Source organism: Gluconobacter cadivus, assembly GCF_015244745.1.
Lineage (GTDB): Bacteria > Pseudomonadota > Alphaproteobacteria > Acetobacterales > Acetobacteraceae > Gluconobacter > Gluconobacter cadivus.
Map to the genome: position 1 here is coordinate 1 of NZ_JABCQI010000006.1, position 14847 is coordinate 14847.

At 53.3% G+C, this 14847-nt stretch carries 10 protein-coding genes and 4 pseudogenes; 6 read left to right on the forward strand and 8 right to left on the reverse strand.

From position 1 onward, the window contains the following. Nucleotides 1–857: 857 nt before the first annotated feature. From HKD28_RS09380 to HKD28_RS09390, 3 genes and pseudogenes are all read right to left on the reverse strand, one after another. Entirely contained in the window at nt 858–2837 is a 1980-nt protein-coding gene (locus tag HKD28_RS09380; RefSeq protein WP_235993397.1) for an oleate hydratase, read from the reverse strand. A gap of 306 nt (nt 2838–3143) precedes the next feature. After that, nucleotides 3144–3750: pseudogene (locus HKD28_RS09385) on the reverse strand (transposase); the annotation flags it as partial. 442 nt (nt 3751–4192) lie between these two features. Then, on the reverse strand, nt 4193–5170 hold the full coding sequence (locus tag HKD28_RS09390) for an LLM class flavin-dependent oxidoreductase (RefSeq protein ID WP_077804098.1): 978 nt from the start codon (nt 5168–5170) through the stop codon (nt 4193–4195). A gap of 315 nt (nt 5171–5485) precedes the next feature. Between HKD28_RS09390 and HKD28_RS09395 the strand changes: the two genes are divergently transcribed. Then, complete coding sequence (locus tag HKD28_RS09395; protein ID WP_077804097.1) at nt 5486–6040, forward strand: GNAT family N-acetyltransferase; 555 nt, start codon at nt 5486–5488, stop codon at nt 6038–6040. Nucleotides 6041–6438: 398 nt separating this feature from the next. Here the strand turns inward: HKD28_RS09395 and HKD28_RS09400 are convergent. Further along, nucleotides 6439–7227, reverse strand: a pseudogene (locus HKD28_RS09400) (IS481 family transposase); the annotation flags it as partial. 254 nt (nt 7228–7481) lie between these two features. Here HKD28_RS09400 and HKD28_RS09405 point away from each other — a divergent pair. The 3 genes from HKD28_RS09405 to HKD28_RS09410 are packed head-to-tail and all read left to right on the forward strand — an operon-like array spanning nt 7482 to nt 8787. Then, the gene (locus HKD28_RS09405) at nt 7482–8198 is read left to right on the forward strand and encodes an IS110 family transposase (RefSeq protein WP_235993398.1); all 717 of its coding nucleotides are present in this window, start codon (nt 7482–7484) and stop codon (nt 8196–8198) included. Beyond that, nucleotides 8128–8442: a transposase gene (locus tag HKD28_RS15715; protein WP_235993399.1), complete on the forward strand. Its 315-nt coding sequence runs from the start codon at nt 8128–8130 to the stop codon at nt 8440–8442. The genes HKD28_RS09405 and HKD28_RS15715 overlap by 71 nt, the downstream gene beginning before the upstream one ends. 6 nt (nt 8443–8448) lie before the next feature. Beyond that, complete coding sequence (locus HKD28_RS09410) at nt 8449–8787, forward strand: nuclear transport factor 2 family protein (protein ID WP_077804096.1); 339 nt, start codon at nt 8449–8451, stop codon at nt 8785–8787. 38 nt (nt 8788–8825) lie between these two features. Here the strand turns inward: HKD28_RS09410 and HKD28_RS09415 are convergent, their stop codons facing one another. Further along, nucleotides 8826–9965 carry an MFS transporter gene (locus tag HKD28_RS09415; RefSeq protein WP_206035222.1) on the reverse strand — a complete coding sequence of 380 codons (1140 nt, stop codon included), beginning with the start codon at nt 9963–9965 and terminating at the stop codon, nt 8826–8828. A 60-nt stretch (nt 9966–10025) separates the two neighbouring features. On the opposite strand from HKD28_RS09415, the gene HKD28_RS09420 reads away from it, so the two are divergent. Continuing rightward, complete coding sequence (locus tag HKD28_RS09420; protein ID WP_159264462.1) at nt 10026–10628, forward strand: TetR/AcrR family transcriptional regulator; 603 nt, start codon at nt 10026–10028, stop codon at nt 10626–10628. 266 nt (nt 10629–10894) lie between these two features. On the opposite strand, the pseudogene HKD28_RS09425 reads toward HKD28_RS09420, so the two are convergent. Further along, nucleotides 10895–11287, reverse strand: a pseudogene (locus tag HKD28_RS09425) (helix-turn-helix domain-containing protein); the annotation flags it as partial. Between the two features lie 44 nt (nt 11288–11331). On the opposite strand from HKD28_RS09425, the pseudogene HKD28_RS09430 reads away from it, so the two are divergent. Further along, nucleotides 11332–11685: pseudogene (locus tag HKD28_RS09430) on the forward strand (integrase core domain-containing protein); the annotation flags it as partial. Between the two features lie 156 nt (nt 11686–11841). Here HKD28_RS09430 and HKD28_RS09435 read toward each other — a convergent pair. Further along, complete coding sequence (locus HKD28_RS09435; RefSeq protein WP_077804091.1) at nt 11842–13251, reverse strand: cytochrome c; 1410 nt, start codon at nt 13249–13251, stop codon at nt 11842–11844. A gap of 3 nt (nt 13252–13254) precedes the next feature. Beyond that, entirely contained in the window at nt 13255–14847 is a 1593-nt protein-coding gene (locus HKD28_RS09440) for a GMC family oxidoreductase (protein ID WP_077804090.1), read from the reverse strand.

Sequence of the window (14847 nt, forward strand, 5' to 3'; positions counted from 1 at the left end):
GCCACCAATCCAACGGCACCGAGACGACTGAAAGGGCAGTAAGTGCCGCCTGCTCAGGGTCCGGATGGCCTCCATGTCCTCTCCCAAGGGCGAGCACCAGCGTTGCCCGGGTCTAGGACCGCTGCTCTAGAACAGGCAGGACTTCGGCCAAGTGGTCAGGGGGCGAAGGATGAGAGCGTCATGACTAAGAGTGTATAGGTGTTTCGTAACTTTCCACTAGAGAATAAAATCAATTGTTAGGCTTGGGAGCAGAATATTTGGTCTTGGGATCTGAAGAATTTTCTTCGGGCTATACTGAATAAAGTGGATCTGGTGGCATCATATTCTTACGGAATAACAGTCTTTACAAAGCCCAACAGCGTGATGTTGGGACATTCTGGTCCGTTTGCGGATTAGGAGGGGTGAGCACACAGAGAATAGTCTGACCATGATTCTCAAGCGTGAAGAGCGCCCCAGATTCTTCATAGCTTGTGGTTGTGGTGATCCGATATCCTGTTTTTAGTAGACTGTTTAGGGAAGCTGTGACTGGGTGAAGTGTCGTTGGGACGGCAAGTGGACTGTAAGGCGATTTAACACCAGATTCCGGCAACCAGTCGTGGGAGCTTTGCGCAAAAGCGCAGACTGGGAAGAGAAGGGCGCACAGGACAGGAAGTGGGGGCAAAGGATTGATCATAGAAAGCTCCAAGAGAAGGAATATATTGAGGTCAGTGACCCGCTGACATTGATAAGAAGTTCATGACCAGAAGGCCTGCAATGACAAAGCCCATTCCGGTGATGGTCGGGAGATTAAGGCTTTGGCCCAGAAAACCATCTATGTCTCTGAGATCTGACCAAAGCTCTAACCATTCGAAATGATGTTATTTTCGAATCCTTTCTATAATCTCTTCCCGGGCCTTTTGCAGCCATTTGCCCACGGTATTGATTGTCTGAGCGCTCTTTTTGAGTAAACCCTTCAATTCGGCGTCGGCAGTTTCGCGAAATCCCTGTCGCCGATCTGGAAGTGGTGGTAAAATATGGGCGTAGTAAGTCTTTTTAAGTAAGAGATGTAATAAATATTCACCCAGGAATGGTTTTCCATTATTGATCGCTCGGGCAGCTTTGATTAAATTACGAACATCATATTGTACCGGGCTGATATCAGGAACCTTTTTTTGTAAGCCCAGTAAAGTATAAACTCCAATTCTGGCTGTCCGAATAGAAGAGTCCATTGTAAAGACGATGTCGTTTGAAGTTTCCACGAATTGCCCCATAAGCGCGAGATTTGTGCAACCCTGCGGTACTACATGTGGCCGATCACCGGCTTTCCGGGGCATGAACATCGCGGTGATATAGGGCATGAGCGCCAGACGGACCTTTGTATTGGCTAACACAGCTTCAAATTGATTGTCTGTAATGCCCAAATGGTGGCAAAGCTCTTGAAGGATTTCGCGGCCAGTGCAGGCAGGCATAGGCTTTTTGATACAATTGCCGTCCTTGTCCATAAGCAAAGCATACGCCCAAAGAACCAATACATTACCGGGTTGACCGGGGAAATGTGGTTGGCGATTACAGGTGACGCTCAAGACCCAATTGGAATCAGTGAAGGTAATGATCCCTCCGGTTACGGTCTTGCCTGAATAAGGATCGTTGACAGAGAGTTCTTTTATTCGATCTACCAGTGGTGAAGGATTGCAGGTGATGGTGGCAGATTCCCACATCGACCTGCCAATATCGTTATAGAATTTCTCAGGATTACCAAACAACGACGATTTTTTAGCTATGTTTTTCCATAACGCCCAGTCACTATCATTGCCTGGATCGTGACGACCACGCTGAAGAACGGGGGCATGGTTCATGTCGCCATACGCGGTTCCTTCGGTCATTGATCCAGTCAAGACAAATACAAGGTCTTTTTCGTTTACCGAGATAAGGTCGGCGGCTCCATGGTTGAGCATTCTAATGCCTGTGACAGTACATTTCCCCTCTTCATCCCGCCACTCGAGGTCGTAGGCACGTGCGCCGAATTCGAACTTTACACCCTGCTTTTTAAGATGCTCAACGAGAGGACGTACAAAAGTATCGTACTGGTTATACTTCGGGAAAACGAGCGCAGACATGTCATTGAGGCCGTCGATCGCGTCAATGAAACGATGCATGTACAATTTCATCTCAAGCAAGCTATGCCAATTCTCAAACGCGAACATTGAACGCCAAAAGAACCAGAAATTGGTTTGAAGAAAGTCTGCGCTGAAATAATCCTCTATCGTAACGTCATCGAGATTCTCCTTACGTTTCAGCAAGAGGCGAATTAACTGCCACTGTTGTGAACGAGAAAGGCCGAAGGTTGAGAAATCACGGATCTGTCCCTGCTTGTGCATAAGCCGGGCTTTCGAATAATTGGGATCATTATCATTGATGAGGCGATATTCGTCGAGGACGCTGTATCCCGACGGAAGCTCGATTGCCTGGATATCCTGAAAAATATCCCAGAGATTGTCGTAGTTCCAGTTCATCTCGCGGCCACCGCGAATGATGTAACCATCTTCAGCGTTGCCAGCGCCATCAAGCGAACCACCTTCAATATCGAGCGCATCGAAAATAGTAATATTCTCTCCCTTCACGGCCCCGTCACGCACCAGGTAGAAAGCGGCGGCCAGGCCGGCAATTCCACTGCCGATGATCCATCCCTTACGACCTTCGATCTGATTCGCGGGGTAAGGCCGATTTCGCATATAGGCGCCCATCATATCGGGCGGAGGAAGCGTATTATCGGGATGGTTCGACCAATATCCGCTTGTGGTATCGGCCTCTACGATAAAGGGATGTCTATTGTTTCCATCGGCAGTACGCGTCATCATGATATTCCAATACCTAAGGATTGAACCACACCGGAATTGGGAAGGACCGGTTTGTATAAATTACGCGGCCATGGAGATATGGTTTGACGTGTTCTTCGAGAATGTAGCCGCTTAAAAGCAGAGACCGATCGCGCAGAGAGGTCGACCCGTCCTTTCGGACAGTTTTATGGACCTGATAAGCTTTAATTGGTTGTTGTCAGGTCGCCAGATTGACGGCGTTGTTGTTGGCCACGGGATCCAGGGTTAATCCCGGACCCCGTGGGGGCTGCTTCTAATGATACGCCTCATCGGGCGCTCGTTCGGTCAGCGGCCCCGCCCATCCATGCTGATGCGGATCTGGCGCGCTTGCGACACGTCCGTGAACCGAGGCGTCGTGAGTTGTGACCCCTGATCTGTGTTGAAGATCTCCGGCGCGCCGGAGCGGATCAGAGCTTCCTGCAGCACCCCCATGCAGAACTCAGCATCCATCGTGTTCGACAGCCTTCAGGACAGAACCTTACGCGTCGACCAGTCCTTGATTGCCATGAGATACAGAAAACCCTTGCGCATTGGGATGCAGGTGATGTCCGAGCACCACACCTGTTTGGAGCGATCAACCACCAGGTCTCGAAGAAAATACGGATATTTCCGATGTGCCGGATGCAATATCGTCATGCGTAGTTTCTGGTAGATCGTCCGCAGACCCATCGTCGCCATGAGCCAGCGAACGCGCTTGCGCCCGACAGACATCATGTCCGAGACGGCAAAGATGCCTCGTCTTTTACCGCACCCCGTAATACGGCGTCTCCAGAAACTGATCGATCTTCGCATGAAGTTTCTCCACGTCGGCCGGACTGATTGTCGTCTTGGATGCCCGCTTGCCAGAGAGCGCCCCCGCCCTACATTCAATCGCCTGGCGCTTCCATTGGGCGATCGGGAGAAATCCTCTTCCACGGGACGCTTCCCAACACACTCGATGCCATACGATGTATGGTGTCGCGACTGACTGAGAAGCCAGGCATTCGAAATACCCCATCAGCAATTTATTCTGGGTGAAAGCATCCGACGCATTGAAGAATGCTCAGCAGTGCGGCGATCGATTATTAAAGGTTTGCGGTATCCAGATGGGATTGAGACTCCTTCTGGATGAGCCAAAGTGCCATTCTCGTCAAGAAGCGATTTTGCTTTGCGAAATTCCACAGTAAAGCTGAATCCTTCAGAAAAACGAAGTCTAGTTGGCATAAGAAATATTATGCGACCTAGTGGTGGCTGCCCAATGCTACAAAAACAAGGCCATGTGCGTCATGGCGTTCGGCTTCACCACCATCTATAACAAACAACCCATGCGGTGCCGCCCCGTGTGCTCAGGTATGGGATTATTTTTCCATCAAATGGTGCGCGATGCCACTGAGGGTCTTTCGCCTCGCCTCCTGAGAATATAACGGCGTACCGATCAGGAGTTCATCAGGCCTGTACCGCTCTGCGAAAGCGGAAATGTTTTTTGTGACGTCTTCTGCGGTTCCTACGAAGGTATAACGCAGTGTGCTGTCAAGGAGACGCTGTTCCTGACTATTCCAGGACACTGACCGAGGTGCAGGAAAAGTCGAAGGACGTCCCTGACGCAGAGCAATGAAATGCTGCTGTAGAGATGTTGCCGCCTGCTGTGCTTCGATCTGCGTCTCTCCGATGACTGCGTTGATGCCCAGCATGGCATAAGGTGACTGCAGTCGCTCCGAAGGCTCAAACCGCTCACGGTACAGCGTCAGAGCCTCTTCCATCAGATCAGGAGCGAAATGGCTGGCGAATGCGAATGGCAGTCCCATGATGGCGGCCAGATGAGCGGAGAACAAGGACGATCCCAGCAGCCAGACCGGTATAGTCAGCCCCGCGCCCGGAACGGCAAAGACTGCCTGACCCTGTTCCGGTTTTTCAAAATAACGCAGCAGTTCGAACACGTCCTGTGGGAAGCGGTCAGCGGAGGCCGGATCACGACGCAGCGCGCGCATTGTGGCCTGATCGGAGCCGGGCGCGCGTCCAAGCCCAAGATCGACCCGGCCCGGATAAAGGCTTTCCAGCGTGCCGAACGCCTCGGCAATAGCAAGCGGGGCATGGTTTGGCAGCATGATCCCGCCTGCACCCACCCGGATGGTTTTCGTAGCGCCTGCGACATAGCCGATTACTACCGCAGTCGCAGCGGAGGCAATGCCCGCCATTGAGTGATGTTCAGCCAGCCAGAAACGCTTGAAGCCCAGACTTTCCGCATGCTGCGCAAGATCCGCACTCCGATGAAGCGCCTCGGTCGCCGAACTGCCTTCGGTGATGAACGCGAGATCGAGAATTGAAAGTGGAATCATGTGCAACGCCCTGTCAGCAGTTTGCCCATACAGGTGGGGTGAACTGTGGGATGTGCCAAGCAGAAAGGGCCAACCTTCTAAAACTCGAGAATGTTCTTCTCCGATCTCAGAAAGGAATACTGTTCCTGCCACCCTACAGGATACGGTCTATAGAAAAATCAACGATATCTCTCATGAGCCGACGGTAGTCTGCCTCAGCACCGCAGGATATGCATCCGATTGATAGGTTTTTTTCTTTAGAGCTACGTTTTAGAAAATAGATTTTTGATGAGGTTCGAGCCATGAATGCTCGGCTGAGACCAGTTTAGGACCATTATGACGACTTACGCTGCAGGAAAGATTCGAACACGTTGGGCTACGAGCAGCGATCTTCCTGCGTTAAAAAATCTCATCAACAGATCTATCGACGCATTACAGGTAGGATTTCTCACTCCTGAGCAAATCATCGCCAGTCACGCCGTCATGGGTCTGGATACCCAATTGGTTCAAGACGGATCCTATCTCATAGCCGAATATGACGGGGTTTTAGCGGGATGCGGAGGATGGAGTAAGCGCGCAACGCTTTACGGAGGTGATCACAGCAGCGATCTTCGTGATCCTATTCTACTCAATCCTGAACGAGACCCTGCGAGGATCAGGGCAATGTACACCGACCCCGCGTTCACGCGAAAAGGGATCGGCAGTCTTATTTTGAAGCAGTGCGAACAAGCTGCAGCAGATCATGGTTTCAGAACTGCTGAGCTCATGGCCACTCTCAGTGGAGAACCCCTCTACATCGCCTCCGGTTATTACCCTTTAGAAAGAGTTGAAGCCACAGGGGATGGAGTGAACGTTCCACTGATACGAATGCAAAAAAAATTAAAGCTTTAGTCTTAGCTGGCAGGTCTGTACAAATTTTCCAAAAAATAGACCCCTCCCCACCCCCTATGTCCGTTAATTTCTATTATCGGACATAGGGTAGTATGCATGAAATCGTCTCTAAAATGCTCTTCCTATGTGCTGATTTGGAGCCCTTGTCCTCGGACAAAAACAACTCTGGAAAAGATGGTTTCATCGCCTCTGCCATTCCGGGCGTGAGGAATTACACCCCCGCATAGACCCACAATCCTTTATCGGTTGTGCAGCGGCTTTGGGGGGGGAAGCGAAAGGTCTGCTTTTAGATCCTATTACAAACAAGCAGACATCGTTGATTAGTCTCCTTCGCTTCAAACGAAAAATTGATTACTTAAGACTCTCCAAATCATCTAGGTGTTTAGTCCCGTGGTTTGATGGGTTGGATTATGGAAGCGTTTGACGGTTGCTTCCTTGATTGTCCGGTTCATCCGCTCAACCTGACCGTTCGTCCAGGGATGATTGGGTTTCGTCAGACGATGTTCGATCCCGTGAGCTTCGCAGATCATGTCGAAGCGCATGGGGCGAGACCAGGCCGTATTGCGGTTACGGGGCTGATCAGCGAACTGGATGCCGTTATCGGTCAGAATGGTATGGATCCGGTAAGGAATGATGCTCAGGAGATATTCGAGGAATTCCCAGGCGGTCTTCCGATCGGCTTTCCCGACGAGTTGTGTGACAGCGAACTTGCTGGTCCGATCGATGGCGACGAAGAGATACAGCTTGCCTTCAGCAGTCTGGACCTCGGCAATATCGATGTGAAAAAAGCCGATGGGATAGCGTTTGAAACGTTGTCGTCTGGGCTTGTCTCCCTCGATATCCGGAAGCCGGGATATTCCGTGGCGCTGCAGGCAGCGATGCAGGGCCGAGCGTGTCAGATGGGGAATGCTGGCCTGCAGGGCATAAAGGCAGTCATCCAGCGGCAGCAACGTATGCCGGCGAAACGCCACGATCATTGCTTCGTCCGTCTCGGACAGAACTGTGGATCGCGGCTCTTTGGGACCTGTCTTCTGATCCTCAACCGTTTGACGCTTCCGCCACTTTGCAACTGTTTTCGGGTTGACCCCGAACTTCTTGCTCAGCGTCGCGAGCGAAGCCTGCGATCGCTGTATTGCTGCTCGCACGGCGTGCGTGGTCGTGGCGCTGCCATGACGTATCTGTCCCATAAGGCTTCCTTCCACTCGCGTGAAAATACCACACCATCAAACCCCGGGACTAAACACCTTATGTGTTTCCAGCCTGTTATGATGGCCTCATGAACGACCCTGGCCAGGGTCGTTCATGAGGTGAGATACAGCGCTTAACACCTGGTAGCCTGACCACGTTTTCTAGCAGGCTGATCTCGCCTCTCTTCACCGTCTCGAACAGTTGACGGCGGCCCGGTTCCGGGACCGCGAACATAAGAAAGAGAGAGAGTGATATGTCTTCGGAAACGGTCATTGGAGTAGATGTGTCTCGAGACTGGCTTGATGGCTTTTGCCTGCCAGAAAAGCAGAGATTTCGTTTTCAGAATTCACCTGATGGCCATGCCAGATTACTGGAAACTCTTCAGAGTATGCCGGACGGTCTCACGGTTGGATTTGAAGCCACCGGTGGACAGGAATGGGCACTCTGGCGTGTTCTCATCAGTATGGGACTCAATGCCGTCCAGTTGCCTCCAGCACAGATCAAAGCTTTCGCACTCGCCATGGGGAAACGCGCGAAAACCGATCAGATCGATGCGGAATTGATTGCGCGCTTTATGGCTTTTCGTCCAGAAGCAGGACGAACACTGCCGGATGAGAAGCTCCAGTTTCTGCGGGCACTGACGGTGCGCAGAGCTCAGATGGTGGAGGCACGTAAACGGCTTTCTGCCCAGATTTCGGCGCGCCGCAAGCAAGGTGTGAGCGCTGAACTGGAGGAGATGGACAGCAGTCTCAAAGCATTTCTCGAAAGCCAGATCAGCGAGCTTGAACAACGGATTGAAAAGCGTTATCGCAAAGGCAGAAGAACTCTCCGCCATAGCAGAGCCTCTCCGTTTCATTCCTGGTATGGGCCCGGTATCAGTCGCCATGCTTCTCGCAGAAATGCCAAAGCTCGGCCCCATGACAGCGACAGAAGCCGCTGCCATGACCGGACTTGCGCCAATGGCTCATGATAGTGGCGCGATGCGTGGGAAACGGGTCATTTCAGGGGGAAGAAGATCTCTCCGCCACGTGCTGTTCCAGGCAGGATTGGCAGCTGCCTGCCATAATCCAGTTCTGAAAGCTGTTGCCAAGCGCATGAAAGAGCGGGGTAAACCACATAAACTAGTGATCGTCGCTATCGCACGGCGCCTCATCACAATCGCCAACGCTATCCTCAAAACTGGAGTGCCATGGCGCATTAGCTCCGCCGCTTAAACACAGTTGCTAGGCGGCCTTGCCCATTTTACTGGTCTGCCGCTTATCGATCTGCGGGGTGACGTCGCGATTGTCACATCCTACCTCATGATTATTCATCTTGACCATGAAGGTCATCGACGCGAACTGCCAAATCATGGGGCCTCGACGGGATACCGCATTCACCGCGTGGTCGTGAACCGTTGGGAGCTTGAACGGCACAAAGGTCGCTGGATGATTGCCAGGCGCACCCTTCTGCCCGTCGACGGGTCGGCTGAGCAGCAGGAGCTGCTGCGCAGGGGTTTGAATGGGGTGTATCGCAGATCATTGGGATCTGAAGAGAACGAAGACCCGATCGACGGATAGTTGATGGTGTCGCAAAACGCCGCAGGTTGGTCAGTTTCTTACAACGATGGCCGACCAGAGACAGCAACGCCGCCCAAAGCCAGAATAATGGCGGCTATGAAGGCAGAACTTATATTGCCAGGGAGATATTCCAAAAACGATGACAGGAATTGCCCCATAAAAATGGCAACAGACAGGTAGGCAAGTGCTGAGCCGCGTTCGACAGAGTGGGTGCGTTCGATCGTCAGGTGATTGACGAGGGGAACTGTCAGTCCGAAACCGGTCCCGAGCATGATTGCAGCGCCAATCATCGGGACTGCCGTCATCATGGAAGCAAAAAGTGCATGGGCGGCTGCATAGGCCAGAAAGCCCGCCCGCAAAGTGTTTTGCTCCCCGATACGCCGACAGATTTTTGGGAGAAACCACGCTGCTCCTACAGCGACAAGAGAGACGAATGACAGAAAATACCCTGTTTGCGCCTCGGAGAAGTGAATGCCTTCCAGCCGTCTGGGCAAGGAGATGATCGCTGTGAAGAACACGGTCATGGAGAGGAGAGCGGCTATATATATTCGCGCCAGTTTGCCCAGAACAGAACCTCGATCTGCTTCTGTTTGGGGTGACGCAACGGGTTTGACTGGCGGATACGGTACGAACAGTTCGACGAGGACGAGAAAGACCCAACTCATCAGATAGAGCGAAAACGGCCATTGCCATCCCATACTGGCGAGGAGTCCTCCCAGAGACAGGAAGATAACGCCTCCCAGTTCAATGGCCATGCCCTGGAGTGCGATCATCTTGAGCCGCGCGTGTCCCTCAAAAAAATCGGATAAAAGCCCTGTGCCCGAAGCCATCACGATCGCTGTTGCTCCCCCGAGCAAAAGCCGGTCAGAAAAGATCAATACTGCGTTGCTCAGCCATATACATGCCAGCCCGAGCGCTCCGTACAGAGCGAGGCCAATACGCAAGGCCTGGCGAGAGCCAAGGCGTGTAATCAGGTGGCCGGCAAAGGGGCCAAAGATCACTACGCCGAGTGAGGGCAAGGTGACCAGCCAGCTTGCTTCCTGGGAGAGACCGAGAGCCGTCGCGATGCCGGGCAGGCCAGGTACGATAACGCAGCCGACCATGATCGTCAGACATGCGACACAGAGCAGAGCAAAGACGCCCCTTCGCTTTAACATGGACATTTCCTGTTTGGGCAATCTAAATACGAGACCAAGGTATCATAATATATACGAGACCGGCGTACCGCAATGACGAAAATGACAACCTCTACTCGCTCTCCGGGGCGCCCGCGCGATAATAAAGTTGGGCCAAGCCTGTTGGCGGCAGCCCGGCAGCTCGTCCTGCAACACGGATATTGCGGTGTCAGCATCCAGATGATTGCAACAGAGGCTGGTGTTGGCAGGCAGACGCTCTATCGCCGATGGCCGAGTAAGGCTGAACTCGTTCTGGCCGCGTTCCTGGAAAGCGCTGGTGATGCGGACGTTCTATCGGACGGCCGCGCCGAGAAGCGGTTGCTGCATTTTCTGGTCAACGTGTTCAGGAACTTGCAGCAGGATGGACCTGCGATCAGGAACCTGATTGCGTCCGCGCAGGACGATCCCGAATTTCTAAAGAGTTTCCGGGCCGGTTTTGTTGAGCCAAGAGCGGAAATCGTCGCCACCATTTTTCGTGACGGCATTGCAAACGGAGAAATCCTGGAAGATGCCGATGTGGAAATGGCGGTCGCCGCGTTTCATGGTGCATTTTGGTATCACCTTCTTCTGGGAGGCAAACTTGATGCTGAATTCGCGCAGCGCCTTACGAGGCTCATTATGAAAAGTATTTCAAAAGAGCCTCGTGAAGAGGAACTATTGAAATAGTTCATTCACCATGTGGACAGCGTCCAGATAAAATTATTTGAATTTATTCATCTATGTTTGACCGTATCGCCTGAATGGGAGCCATCGTGCCGAAGACTCTATCCCGGCGGATGAGCGCGTGGAACAAAGCGGCTGCAATATGAGCGAGGATATCTGCTGAAGTTCTGCGGAAGTCGATCAGACCGTTTGCTGATTCAGTCTCTAGCAACTGTGTTTAAGCGGCGGAGCTAATGCGCCATGGCACTCCAGTTTTGAGGATAGCGTTGGCGATTGTGATATGAAACACCGAAACGCTTCTCAATCACCCGCTTCAGATCAATACTGCGCCAACGGACCACACAGCCTCGGTTACGATCAGGTCCGGCGACGATCAATGCCGAGAGCTCCGCCTGCTGGTCCGCCGTCAGGCGGCAGACAGAGGCATTGCACCATTGATACCGCAGGCCGGCTGGGCCTGCAGCATTGAACCGGAGCACCCAGTCCCGCAGGGTTTGCCGGTCCATGCCACCGATCCGCGCCGCTTCGCCTCGACTGCTACCCTCACGCACCGCAGCCAGAGACAAAAGGCGCCTTGCAACATTCGCATCCCGTGTACGAGCGGCCAGCCACCGAAGCGCATCAGCCGTATAATCCGTCCGTAAAGCAATCGCTCTAGCCATACCCGACCCTCCGTCCAAGGACTGAATCAGAACAGCCTTCGGTATCATTATCAGGTGGACGTGTGGCGCGGGAACTGACGGCCCTGGTGGAAAGATATGGCAAACCCTCATGATTGTCAGTGACAACGGTACGGAGTTCACATCCCATGCCATCCTGAAATGGGCGGATGAGATGAAGGTTGAATGGCATTATATCGCCCCCGGGACACCGCAACAGAGCAGTTTTGTCGAAAGTTTCAACGGCCGGTTGAAGGATGAATGCCACAACGAGACGCTGTTCACGTCTCTCAGCCATGCCCGACAGGCTCTGGCTGACTGGCGGGAAAGACTACAATACGGTGCGCCCCCATTTCCAACTGGGTGGCAGAACACCGGATCAGGTTGCCAGACAAGTATCTCGGGGGCACGCCCACGAGATACTTGTCATCCCATCAACCCAAAGCCATAAAAAACGGGGTACGTCAAAAAGAACCGTCAATCAGAACGTCCAAAGCCGCGAATCAGAAACAAGACACATCAACCCAACGGTTCTTCGGTCCCTCCAGCTTCGTCCCTTAGCGCGTTGCCACTTTGCGGCGAGCTAGAAGAAAAATGATAATCAAAACAAACAATCCTGCAGCAGCTATTCCTGCAACACTCATGCTATGAGCGTAGCGTGCTATAAAGGGCTTGGGGCCGCCACGTTTGAGCAGTTCGACATCGCTAGCGCTGACATGCAAGGCGTCATTCCCAAATCTGGAGAGAACATAGTTTGCAACAGCGGCAACCTGCTCGTTGTTCAACTGGCCTTCGAAGGCTGGCATCGCAACGGTTCCGTTGTTGGTGGCACGGTCCACGCCTTTGAGGATGGCCATAACCAGGTTCTGAGACGTTGGACCACCGACAATGGTGTTCGAGGTCAGTGAAGGATAGAACTGGTCATGTGTCCCCTGCCCGTTCAACTGATGGCACGAGGCGCACGCACCGGTGTACAATTCCGCACCATTGGTGCTTGTTCCCAGTGTCATCGCATCAGGGCTGCGGTCGATCGGTGCGTCAAGCTTTGCGAGGTCTGCGAGCTTTGGCGTGCTGAAGCTGAAGCCCGGAGCTTTCTGGTTCGGGTCCCGAACAGGCTTGACGGTACGCAGGTACTCGACAATCGAGGTCAGGTCAGAATCAGTGAGGTGACGCAGACTGTGTTCGACCGCTTCTGCCATGCCTCCTGCCGCCTGGCTTTTGCCATGAGCACTGCCGTCACGCAGATAGGACTTGATGTCTTCGTCACTCCATCCGCCAATGCCACTGACAGGATCCGAGGTGATATTTGGTGCGTGCCACCCCCCGAGGTCCGCACCGCCGAGAAAGCGGCTCTGGTCTTCAGACATGGCAATGTTACGCGGTGTGTGACAAGTCGAACAATGAGCCAACACGTTGACCAGATACTCACCGCGCTTGGCGCCCCCCTCTTGTGTGGTTGCGGCGGGCATGGGCTTTCCGCTCGCATACAGCACGTTCCATCCCGCCATCAACCAGCGCTGGGAAAATGGAAAGGGAAGGTTCGTTTTCTTGACCGGGGCCTCATCGACAGGCGCGGTACCTTGCATAAAATACACATATAACGCGTGAATGTCAGCATCACTGATACCGGAATATGAGGTATAGGGCATCGCCGGGTAAAGATTACCTTCAGGGGCGACGCCTTCACGAACGGCTTGAGCAAACTGGCCTTCGGTCCAGTTGCCAATACCGTAGGTTTTTGAAGGCGAGATGTTGGAGGCAATGATGTCCCCCAGCGGTGAAGAAATGACGTAACCGCCACCATAATCTTTGCCACCCGGATTGGTGTGGCAGGCCATACAATCTGCCGCGCGGGCAATGTAAGCTCCCTTTTTAATGAAATCGTCAGTGCCATCCTGAGCCATCGCGAAATGCGGGATGGCGGCAAGGGTGAGAAGGCCAAGACCAGCGATGAGAGAACGTGTCATGACTCAGACTTCCTTGGCGATAATATCGGCAGCGCGAATGGCGAAGGCTACGCCTGTCAAGGTCGGGTTGACGACACCGCAAGCCGGGATGACGCCAGTTGTCGCCATGAACAGGTTACTATGGTCCCAGGCCCGGCAGTCCTTGTCGACCACCGAGGTCTTGGCATCATTACCCATAATGACGGTTCCCATGATGTGGTCACGGTTCTGCCAGCCGGTATTGTCGTTAATAACTGTACCACCCATCGTCTGAACGAACTTTGCGTAATCTGCCTTGGCTTTGACAGCTCCGCGCTCAATGTAATCATCGGTGTTGTAGTGGACGGTCATGGTCGGAATCCCCAGCGCGTCCTTGCGGGTCGCCGAGGGCTGAATGCGGTTTTCAGGGTTTGGAAGCAGTTCGAACACCGAGGAGATATCCACCCAACGTGCCGCCCAGTCCTTGATTTTTTCATCGAGTTCAGGTCCCACGATACCCTGGGACAGAAGATGCTGTGTGATGGCTCTGTTTGGCACGGTGTTGGTCAAGGCATGTTTGATGGCAGAGTGTTCACGACGAAACTCACCATCACGCCAGTTGAAGATGCCACCTTGCTGAACCTGCCCGCGACCTGGCCACAGCGGTTCGTCTGCCAGGAACTGCAGCCCCATGCCAGTATGGTCCATAATGTTGCGCCCGACCTGGTCGGACGAGTTGGCAACATCAGACATGAGCAAAAGTTTTGGGGTCTCCAGGCCGTTTGCAGCGATGATGAAATACCGTGCAGTCAGGCGGATGTCTTTGTGATCGGACGTTCTGTAGTGCGCTGCGACAATTTTGCCGTCCGAGCCCTTCTCGAGCTTATAGACCGTGGCGTCCTCGATAACTTTGCCGCCCATTTTTACGACGTGCTTAGCATGGACATCGCCGGAATACATGGCCCCGATGGGACAGACGGGCATGCAGTTGTTGTTGCCTGAGCAGCCAGGGCGACCATCCCAGGGCTGATTGGTGCGTGCGTTGGGCTCATGGATGAAGTTGAACCCTTCCGGAGCCAGGCGGGCCTTAATGCGCTGGAAGTAGTAGGTTTCCGCTTCGGGAGGCACTGGATACGGTGTGGAGCGGTGTGGAAACTGGCCTGCTCCGCCCTGCCCGGACTGATCCTGCGTGTCGCTGCCGGCCACACCAAGATTGAACTCGGCGCGTCCGTAATAAGGCTCCAGTTCATCATAGGAAATAGGCCAGTCGCGCCCGACACCATAAAGGGTCCTGAGCTTCATATCGTTGGGCAGGAAGCGCCAGGTGGCCGCTGCCCAGTGCCAGGTTGTACCACCGACCAGGCGGAGCATTCCGGGAAGGAATTTAAAGCTACCTGTGTTCTCAATATAATCGGGTGAGAAAGATGTCGGCGCCCAGGGTTGGTTCGGGTAGGGGTCGTTATGGTTGCCTTTCCGCGGAGACGAACGAAAGTTCTCAACGATTTTCCAACGCGGGATCCACCTGCCGGATTCCAGGACAATGACAGACTTGCCCTGTTTGAGAAGTTCATAGGCTGCGTTGCTGCCAACTGCGCCTGAGCCGACGACAATCACGTCTGCATCGTATTGAGTGGTCAT